This window comes from Micrococcus sp. LASM2_SD2, assembly GCF_057364565.1.
On record NZ_JBNFOB010000082.1, the window covers coordinates 1 to 8,767 of the forward strand.

At 71.2% G+C, this 8,767-nt stretch carries 7 protein-coding genes, 2 tRNA genes and 1 pseudogene; 4 read left to right on the forward strand and 6 right to left on the reverse strand.

What is annotated here, in order from left to right; all coding sequences use genetic code 11:
- Positions 1–108: 108 nt before the first annotated feature.
- The 3 genes from tig to AC2W7A_RS06110 form a co-directional block, all read right to left on the reverse strand.
- The gene (gene tig / locus AC2W7A_RS06100) at positions 109–1,524 is read right to left on the reverse strand and encodes a trigger factor (RefSeq protein WP_485990570.1); all 1,416 of its coding nucleotides are present in this window, start codon (positions 1,522–1,524) and stop codon (positions 109–111) included.
- Between the two features lie 45 nt (positions 1,525–1,569).
- A tRNA-Pro gene (locus tag AC2W7A_RS06105) sits at positions 1,570–1,647 on the reverse strand.
- Between the two features lie 165 nt (positions 1,648–1,812).
- Positions 1,813–2,556, reverse strand: a complete 744-nt coding sequence (locus tag AC2W7A_RS06110; RefSeq protein WP_485990571.1) for an SDR family NAD(P)-dependent oxidoreductase — start codon at positions 2,554–2,556, stop codon at positions 1,813–1,815.
- Positions 2,557–2,769: 213 nt separating this feature from the next.
- Here AC2W7A_RS06110 and AC2W7A_RS06115 point away from each other — a divergent pair.
- Positions 2,770–2,843, forward strand: a tRNA-Gly gene (locus AC2W7A_RS06115).
- Between the two features lie 111 nt (positions 2,844–2,954).
- On the opposite strand, the gene AC2W7A_RS06120 is transcribed toward AC2W7A_RS06115, so the two are convergent.
- A complete protein-coding gene (locus AC2W7A_RS06120; protein ID WP_485990572.1) occupies positions 2,955–3,359 on the reverse strand; it encodes a hypothetical protein in 405 nt (134 codons plus the stop codon).
- A gap of 200 nt (positions 3,360–3,559) precedes the next feature.
- On the opposite strand from AC2W7A_RS06120, the gene AC2W7A_RS06125 reads away from it, so the two are divergent.
- Together AC2W7A_RS06125 and AC2W7A_RS06130 are read left to right on the forward strand one after the other, a co-directional pair.
- A complete protein-coding gene (locus AC2W7A_RS06125) occupies positions 3,560–4,387 on the forward strand; it encodes a DUF1345 domain-containing protein (protein ID WP_485990573.1) in 828 nt (275 codons plus the stop codon).
- 125 nt (positions 4,388–4,512) lie between these two features.
- Positions 4,513–4,884, forward strand: coding sequence for a hypothetical protein (locus AC2W7A_RS06130; protein ID WP_485990574.1), 372 nt, complete (start codon positions 4,513–4,515; stop codon positions 4,882–4,884).
- A gap of 129 nt (positions 4,885–5,013) precedes the next feature.
- Here AC2W7A_RS06130 and AC2W7A_RS06135 read toward each other — a convergent pair.
- Together AC2W7A_RS06135 and AC2W7A_RS06140 are read right to left on the reverse strand one after the other, a co-directional pair.
- Positions 5,014–5,912: pseudogene (locus tag AC2W7A_RS06135) on the reverse strand (Fpg/Nei family DNA glycosylase).
- Positions 5,913–6,386 carry a ribose-5-phosphate isomerase gene (locus tag AC2W7A_RS06140; RefSeq protein WP_485990575.1) on the reverse strand — a complete coding sequence of 158 codons (474 nt, stop codon included), beginning with the start codon at positions 6,384–6,386 and terminating at the stop codon, positions 5,913–5,915. It abuts the pseudogene before it with no gap.
- 182 nt (positions 6,387–6,568) lie between these two features.
- Between AC2W7A_RS06140 and pepN the strand changes: the two genes are divergently transcribed.
- The coding region (gene pepN / locus AC2W7A_RS06145; protein ID WP_485990576.1) for an aminopeptidase N at positions 6,569–8,767 on the forward strand (2,199 nt) is incomplete at its 3' end.

The following is an 8,767-nucleotide window of genomic DNA, read 5'->3' on the forward strand; positions in this document are numbered from 1 at the left end:
GCTCGCCTGCCGGCGCCCGGGGGACGACGACGGCGCCGCACCTCCCGGACGAGTGGTGCGGCGCCGTGCGTGCTCGGCGTCCCCCCGCTCACGCGGGGAGGGTCCGGATCAGGCGTCCTTCTCGTCGGCCTTCTTCTTGGCCGGGGCCTTCTTGGCGGCCGGCTTCTTGGCGGCGGCCTTCTCCTTCGGCTCCTCCTCGGCCTTCTCGGCGTCGGCGTCCACGGCCTCCTGGCCGCCCGGGGTCACGAAGGCGGTGAGGTCCACGGCCTTGCCCTCGGTGTCCTTGACCTCCGCGTACTCGAGGACCTTGGCGAGGGCCTTGCGCCGGCGGACCTCGCCCATGATCATCGGGACCTGGCCAGCCTGGTCGAGCATCATGGCGAACTGGTTCGGGTCCATGCCGTACTCGGAGGCGGTGGCGATGATGTACTCGATCAGCTCGCCCTGGTCGACGGAGACCTCCTCGGCCTCGGCCACGGCGTCCAGGATGACCTCGTTCTTGAAGGCCTCGCGGGTGTTCTCCTCCAGCTCCTCGCGGTGCTCGGCCGTGTCGTGGTCGTCACCGGAGGTGTGGCCCTGCGAGTTGAAGTGCTGCTCGAGCTGCTCGGCGATCACGGCGTCCGGGACCGGCACCTCGACGAGCTTCACGAGCTCCTCGAGGACCTTGTCACGGGCCTCGACGCCCTGGCGGTTCTGGGCGGCCTCGGCGGCCTGCTTCTTCAGGTCCTCCTTGAGCTCGTCCATGGTGTCGAACTCGGAGGCCAGCTGGGCGAACTCGTCGTCCGCCTCCGGGAGCTCGCGCTCCTTGACGGCCTTGAGGACCAGCTTCACGGTGGCCTTCTCACCGTCGTGCTCGCCGCCGTTGAGGGTGGTCTCGAAGGTGGCGTCCTCGTCGGCGGACAGGCCGTCGAGGGCCTCGTCGATGCCCTCGAGCATGGTGCCGGCGCCGACCTGGTAGGACAGGCCCTCGGCGGCGTCGACCTGCTCGCCGTCCACGGTGGCGGTCAGGTCCATGGTGACGAAGTCGTCCTTCTTGGCCGGACGGTCCACGTCCTTGAGGGTGCCGAAGCGGGCACGCAGCTCGTCGAGGGCCTTCTTCTCGTCGTCCTCGGTGGCTGCGGACGGCTCGACGGTGACCTTGAGGCCCTTGTAGTCCGGCAGCTCGATCTCCGGACGGACGTCGAACTCGGCGGTGAAGGTCACCGGGTCCTCGCCCTTCTCGCCCGGGGTGCCGGTGACGTCGACCTCGGGGCGGGAGATCGGGGTGACCTCGGCCTCAGTGATGGCCTGCTGGAACCAGGTGTTCAGGCCCTCGTTCACGGCGGTGTCCATGACGACCTCACGGCCGAAGCGCTGGTCGATCAGACGCGCCGGCACCTTGCCCTGGCGGAAGCCTGGGATCTGGACCTGGTTGGCGATGTCCTTGTACGCCTTGTCCAGGGCCGGCTTCACCTCCTGGAAGGGGACCTCGACGGCCAGCTTCACGCGGGTGGGGCTGAGGTTCTCTGCGGTGGTCTTGACCACGGATGGCTCCTGTAGGGGTCGGTGTCGATGTCGGATGTCAGGGAATGGTCGGGGTGACAGGATTTGAACCTGCGGCCTCACGCTCCCAAAGCGCGCGCTCTAGCCAAGCTGAGCTACACCCCGGATCGTCTGCGGGACGCGGGCAGACCCGGTCCGTCCCGCCAGAGGCATGACGTCCTTGACGCTGCCTGCCGGTCGGCAGACTGAGCCAGACTACCGCGCGGCGCCGTCACAGGGGAAATGTCCGCGGTCGACGATCGGCCGGGCTCCCGGGCGCAGTCCCCATCGTCAGCGGCCGACGCGGCCGGTGAACCCGTCCATGGTCGCGTTGACGCCGAGGACGTCCATGACGGCGTCGAAGGCGCGCACGGGCAGCACGCGCAGGGGCGCGAGGGTGTGCACGGCCGGCGGCAGGAGAAGCTGCTGGGACCCGGACTCGATCGCGTCGAGGACCTTCGCCGCCACGTCCTCGGGCCGCAGGATCGGCAGCAGCCACGGCACCTTCGTCTGCACGCCGGCGAACATGCCGGTGTCCACATAGTAGGGACACACCACCAGGGAGCGGACACCGCTGCCGGCCCTGCGGAGTTCTGCCCGGAGGGATTCGGCGAAGCCCACGGCGGCATGCTTGGAGGCGGAGTAGTCGGTCTGCCTGGCCACTCCCACCAGTCCTGCGGCGCTGGCGAGGGTGACCACCACTCCGGAGTCCCGTTCCAGCATCCCGGGCAGGAAGGCGCGGGTCACCCAGTACGGGGCGAGCGCGTTGACCTCGAACGTGCGGCGGATCCCGGCCTCGGTGGCCTCGGTCAGCGGGGCGCCGGTGACCACGCCGGCGTTGTTCACGACGACGTCCACCTCCGGGCTCTTCCGGCTCGCCTGCGCCACGGCGTCGGCAGAGGTGACGTCCACGGCGACGGCGAGCGCGTCCGCCCCTCGCCCACGCACCTCGACGGCGACCGCCTCCGCGGCCTCGGCCACCAGGTCCCACACGACCACCTGGGCGGCGCCGCGTTCAGCGGCCCCGAGCGCCATGAGCCGGCCGATGCCGGAGCCGCCGCCGGTGATGAGGACGCGGGCGCTGCCAGGGGCAGGGCGCGCGGGGCCGTCCTGCGTTCCCCCGGTCGACGTGCGGCGCGGATGCGGTCGAGGATGCTCACGGTTGCGTGCTCCGTCCTCCGCCGGAGCCTGCGGCCGCGGCGGCACGTGCTAGTGTGGACGCCGTTCCGCTTGAGAGGGCGGCGCCGTGGGGATGTAGCTCAATGGTAGAGCCCCAGTCTTCCAAACTGGCTACGCGGGTTCGATTCCCGTCATCCCCTCCAGAGTCCGCGAAGGGCCCGGTCGTAGGACCGGGCCCTTCGTCACGGACCGCCAGTCGACTCGGTCCCGGCAGTGCCGGACGAGGGCCGCCGTGTGCGCGTCCCGGTCTGCGCTCAGTCCCCGATCTGGACCTGGAAGGTCATGCCGCCGACGACCACCGAGGGGACCTCGGAGCCCCGGTCCGAGTCGAGCCTCAGCGTGAAGGAGGTCAGCGGACCGGCGAAGGTGAAGGTGACCGTGCGCTTCCCCGTCACGGTCAGGACGGTGCCGGAGCCCTCCGTGCCGTCCGAGGGCGAGGAGGTGACGGACACGGCGATGTCCTCGGGGCGCGGATCGGCGACCGGGGCGACGGGACGGGCCACGCCCTGACCGGCCGCGGTGAACAGCACGGCGTAGGTCTGGAGCATCGGCGAGGCGGCGGCATAGGGGGCGGCGGCCACGATGGCCACGGCCGGGACGGACCAGGCGGTGGCGCGCAGGACGGTCGCGCGGGTCACGGAGGATGGAGCGGTCTGCATGAGAGGCTCCAGGCTGCTGAGAAGAGAATGAGCAGACCGTGGCCCTTCCTTGGACATTCCCCTGTTGGACCAGATCCGAGCACGGTCTAGCTTCAGCTCTACGGGAACGTCCCGCCTCCGTGAGGCGCGTCACTCCACGGTCTCGCCTCCCCGTCCACACCGCCCCTTGCACCTGTGCCGGTTCTGTGCAGGATGGACCCATGGGCAACTCCGAGACGCCGCGGCGCACCTCCTCCTCGTCGGCAGGCAGACGTCCCTGGCGGCTGCGGCTGCTGGAGAACGACACGTGGCGCCTCACGACGATCTCGCTGGTGGCCGGCGCCGTGTCCATGGCCGTCAGCGTGGCGGTGATCGCCACCCCGCTGGGCGACTGGACGGGCCTGGACGGCTCGCGCCGCACCCCGGGGCTCTCGGTGCTGGTCACGCTGTCCCTGCTCTGGACGCTGTACTGCCTGCTGGACGCGGTGGTCCTGCTGCGCTGGCTGGGGCGCAAGCGCTCGGTCGCGCTGCACGAGCTGCTGCGCACGCATTCGCGCGGGCCCAGGGAGTCCTCGAACCCGTTCGGCTGGCGGGCGTGGGTGTTCGGCGAGTCCAGCACCCTCGGCACCACCGTGACGCTCTCCCTGATGGCGATGCTCGTGGTGGTGGTGTCCATGTGGATGCCGGAGGCGCGCGAGGTGCCGGCGCTGCGCATGCTGGCGGTGGCGACCGTCCTGGCGTCCTGGTTCAGCATCGTGCTGGCCCAGGCCCTGCGCTACGCCCGGCTGGTCGCGCAGCACGACCCGGAGAGCGACCACGGGGAGGGTGAGTCCGCCACTCCCCCGCTGCGCTTCCGGGGCAGCCACGCACCGGTCTTCACGGACTACCTGTCCGTCTCGCTGATGCTGTCCACCATGATGGGCGCCCAGGACGTCGAGTTCTCGGGGCGGCGGGCCCGGACGGCGGTCCGCGAGCACGCGATCGTCGGGTTCCTGTTCAACTCCATGATCATCGCCGCCCTGGCCTCGCTGCTGCTGACCGTCTCCTGAGCCCCTGAGCCCCGACCTGGCGCGCAGGCAGCCCTTCCCCTCAAGACGCGGGGCAGCAGGTCTTCGCCCCTCAGGAGACCCGGGACGTTGACCAGCCCCCTCCCACCGGCTCTAGCGTGCGGAGCATGTCGATCATGAAGACTCTGCTCAAGGGTCGCCTGACCTCCTTCCTGCCCCTGCCGGCCCGCCTCGCGGTGGCCTACGGTCCCCGCGCCGTCAAGGCCTACGGCGATTGGCGCGGCATGAAGGGCCACGCCGCCTCCTCCGCCAAGCACCGCACCCGTGCCGCCGTCCACGCCGTGGAGCGGACCGCGAAGCACTCGAAGCCCCGTCCGATGCTGTCCCTGGCCACCGGCCTCGGCGGACTGGCCCTCGGCGCCGTCGGCGGCATGCTCGCCGGCCGACTGCTCGGCGGCGGCCACGACCGTCGCCTGGACGTCATTGCCCAGAACCCCGAGTCGGAGGCCACCCCAACCACCCCGGTGGCCGTGCGCTGACGGCCCCTCCCTCGACGACGCTCCGTCCCCTTCCCAGGGGACGGAGCCGTCGTCTGTGCGGGACCGCTCCCACCGTCGCCGCTCAGGACCGGCACGACGTGCGTCGCCCTCCCGACCTCAGCCCCGGCCTCAGCGCTGACAGCTCGTGCAGCGGTACAGCCGCCGGCCGGCCATGTCCTCGGCGACGATCGCGTCCTCGCCGCAGACCAGGCAGGTCTGCCCCTGGCGCTGGTAGACGTAGTTCGCGTGCTCGGGCCAGGCCTCCTCGGCCGGGACGTCCGGGCGGTGCTCCGCACGGGTCGTGACGATGCGACCGAGCCGCACGCCCTCGCGCAGCAGGTCCTGGTTGTCCGCGTAGAGCGCCGTCAGCCCGGCCTCCCCCACGTCCTTCGCCGGCCGCCACGGGTCCAGCCCTGCCCGGAACAGGGACTCGGCGCGATAGATGTTGCCGATCCCTCCGACCATGGTCTGGTCCATGAGGACCACGCCGATCGGCCGCCGCGTCCTGCCGGCCCGGTGCAGGAAGGGGGCTGGGTCGTCGTCGTTGAGCGGGTCCGGACCAGCTTCGCGGTGACCTCGTCGATCTCCGCAGGGGTCAGCACGCGGCAGGTGGACGCGCCGATCAGGTCCGCCCAGCCGTGGGCGGAGACCAGGCGGAGCCGGACGGTGGGTGCAGGCGGAGGCGGGACGGCGGCGGACGGCGAGGGGCCGTCGTCGGGAAGCGCGGACGGGGTCTTCCGCTCACCGATCCTGCGCGGCGCCCCGATGGAGGAGCTGTGCGCGAAGGTCTCGTCCCCGCCGAAGGAGAAGGCGCCGTAGAGGCCCAGGTGCACGTTGAGCGTCAGCCCGCCGGAGAAGTCCGCGAAGAAGTGCTTGCCGTGCGCCCAGGCACGCTCGAGGACCTGGCCGTCCAGCAGGGCGGCGCCGTCCGTGAAGCGGCCCTGCGGCGAGCTCGCACGCAGGGCCTGCCCGCCGAAGACGTCCTGGACCTGGCGGGCGAGTCGGTGCAGGGAGTGGCCTTCAGGCACTCACATCAGCACCTCTCCGGTGGTCTCGTAGTGGCCGATCTTGCCGATGCGGCGCACGTGACGCTCGTCCTCGGAGAACGGCTCGGCCAGGAACGCCTCGATCAGCTCGGTGGCCTCCTCGAGGGAGTGCTGGCGGCCGCCGACGGCCACCACGTTCGCGTCGTTGTGCTCGCGGGCCAGCCTGGCGGTGTCCAGGTTCCAGGCGAGGGCGGCGCGGATGCCCTCCACCTTGTTCGCGGCGATCTGCTCACCGTTGCCGGACCCGCCCAGCACGATGCCCAGGGAGTCCCTGCCCTCGGCGCGTTCGGCGGCGACGGCCTGCGCGGCGTTGATGCAGAACCCCGGGTAGTCGTCCAGGGCGTCGTACTCGGCCGGGCCGTGGTCCACCATCTCGTAGCCGGCGGCGGTCAGGTGCTTCACCAGGTGGGCGGACAGCTCCATCCCGGCGTGGTCGGTGGCGATGTGGACGCGCATGCTCAGGTCCTCCTGGTGGGCGGGGCGGATCGATCGGGGTCTGCCGTCCAGGGTAGTCGGCGGTCACGGCCCGGCGGTCCTGGCGGCGCACAGGTGGCACAATGGCAGGGATCGTGACCGCGGGCACACCCGCTCCGCCGTCACCGGCCCCACCATCCACCACCCCGACTTGGAGGTCACCTGTGTCGACTGCCGCACGCCTGAACATCACCCGCGAGGAGGCCGCCGCCCGCGCGGCCGCCGTGGAGGTGCAGTCCTACGACGTGGCGCTGGACCTCACCCTGGCCGGCGACCGCTTCGGCTCCGTGAGCACCGTCCGCTTCACCGCCGCCGACGACGCCGTCGGCACCCACACCTGGATCGACTTCGTCTCCACGCAGACCCCGAAGGTCACCCTCAACGGCGAGGAGCTGGACGCCGCGGACTACGACGGCGCCCGTCTGAAGATCGGTCCTCTGGCGGCCCAGAACGAGCTCGTGGTGGCCGGCGAGGCGGACTACATGACCACCGGCGAGGGCCTGCACCGGTTCATCGACCCGGTGGACGACGAGGTGTACCTCTACACCCAGTTCGAGGTGCCGGACTCCCGCCGCATGTTCGCCGTGTTCGAGCAGCCGGACCTCAAGGCCGCCTTCGCCTTCACCGTGACCGCCCGCGCCGACTGGGCCGTGGTGTCCAACCAGCCGACCCCCGAGCCGACCGCCGCCGGCACCGATGCCGACGGACGCGAGACCGCCACCTGGGCCTTCACCCCCACCCCCCGGATCTCCTCCTACATCACCGCCCTTGTGGCGGGCCCGTACAGGTCCACCCACGCGGAGCTCACCAGCGCCGACGGCCGCACCATCCCGCTGGGCGTGTTCTGCCGCGCCTCCCTGTTCGAGCACCTCGACGCGGACAACGTGTTCGAGCTGACCCGCCAGGGCTTCGAGTTCTTCGAGGCGCAGTACGGCCACCCGTACCCGTTCGAGAAGTACGACCAGCTGTTCGTGCCGGAGTTCAACGCCGGCGCCATGGAGAACGCCGGCTGCGTGACCTTCCTCGAGAACTACGTGTTCCGCTCCACCGTGCCCGAGGCCATGGTCGAGCGCCGCGCCATCACCATCCTCCACGAGCTGGCCCACATGTGGTTCGGCGACCTGGTGACCATGAAGTGGTGGAACGACCTCTGGCTGAACGAGTCCTTCGCCGAGTTCATGTCCACCCTGGCCGCCGCCGAGAACACGAAGTACACCGGCGCCTGGACCACCTTCAACTCCATGGAGAAGTCCTGGGCCTACCGCCAGGACCAGCTGTCCTCCACCCACCCGATCAAGGCCCCGATCCGGGACCTGGACGACGTGCTGGTGAACTTCGACGGCATCACCTACGCCAAGGGCGCCTCCGTGCTCCGCCAGCTCGTGGCCTGGGTGGGCCAGGAGAACTTCATGGCCGGCGTCCGCGAGTACATCGCAAAGCACGCCTGGACCAACACCGAGCTGCCGGACCTGATGGTCGAGCTCGAGAAGGCCTCCGGCCGCGACCTGTCCGAGTGGACCACCCAGTGGCTGGAGACCTCCGGCGTGAACACGATCGCCGTGGAGGTGGAGACCGACGACTCCGGCGCCCTCACCGCCCTCGACCTGGTGCAGACCGCCCCGGACGGATCCGCCCTGGCCCCGGGCGACCGGATCCTGCGCCCGCATCGCATGGCGGTCGGCTTCTACGACGTGGACGCCGAGGGGAGGCTGACCCGCGTGGCCCGTCACGAGCTGGACGTCGCCGGTGAGCGCACCTCCGTGGCGGACGCGATCGGCGCACAGCGTCCGGCCGTGATCCTCCCGAACGACGACGACCTGGCCTATGCCAAGATCCGCCTGGACGCCGAGTCCTGGGAGGTCGCCTCGACCCGCCTGAAGGACGTGGCCGAGTCCCTGCCGCGCACCCTGCTCTGGTCCTCCGCCTGGGACACCAACCGCGACGGCGAGGCACGGGGCCGCTGGTTCGCGGACCTCGTGTTGGCGAACATCGGCGACGAGAAGGACTCCTCCGTGGTGCAGACCCTGCTGCGCCAGCTGGCCACCACCCTGGGCCAGTACGTGCCGGAGGGCGAGGCGAAGGACGCCCGCGCAACCGCCGCGGACCGCCTGTGGGAGCTCGTGCAGGCCGCCGAGGCCGGCTCGGACAACCAGCTGCAGTTCGTCAAGGCCCTGGCCCTGCACGCCCGCACCGACGCCCAGCTGGACACCGTGGCCGGCATCCACGACGGCACCGTGGCGGTCCCCGGCCTGGACCTGTCCACGGACCTGAAGTGGGAGCTGCTGACCTCGCTCGTGGCCGGCGGCCGTGCCGGCGAGGCGGAGATCGCCGCCGCCGAGGCCGAGGACCGGACCGCCACCGGT

Excerpts from the sequence above, each read along its gene's own strand:
- AC2W7A_RS06110 (WP_485990571.1), bottom strand. The coding sequence starts at position 2,556 with ATGGCGCTCGGGGCCGCTGAACGCGGCGCCGCCCAGGTGGTCGTGTGG.
- AC2W7A_RS06120 (WP_485990572.1), bottom strand. The coding sequence starts at position 3,359 with ATGCAGACCGCTCCATCCTCCGTGACCCGCGCGACCGTCCTGCGCGCC.
- AC2W7A_RS06125 (WP_485990573.1), top strand. The coding sequence starts at position 3,560 with ATGGGCAACTCCGAGACGCCGCGGCGCACCTCCTCCTCGTCGGCAGGC.
- AC2W7A_RS06130 (WP_485990574.1), top strand. The coding sequence starts at position 4,513 with ATGTCGATCATGAAGACTCTGCTCAAGGGTCGCCTGACCTCCTTCCTG.
- AC2W7A_RS06140 (WP_485990575.1), bottom strand. The coding sequence starts at position 6,386 with ATGCGCGTCCACATCGCCACCGACCACGCCGGGATGGAGCTGTCCGCC.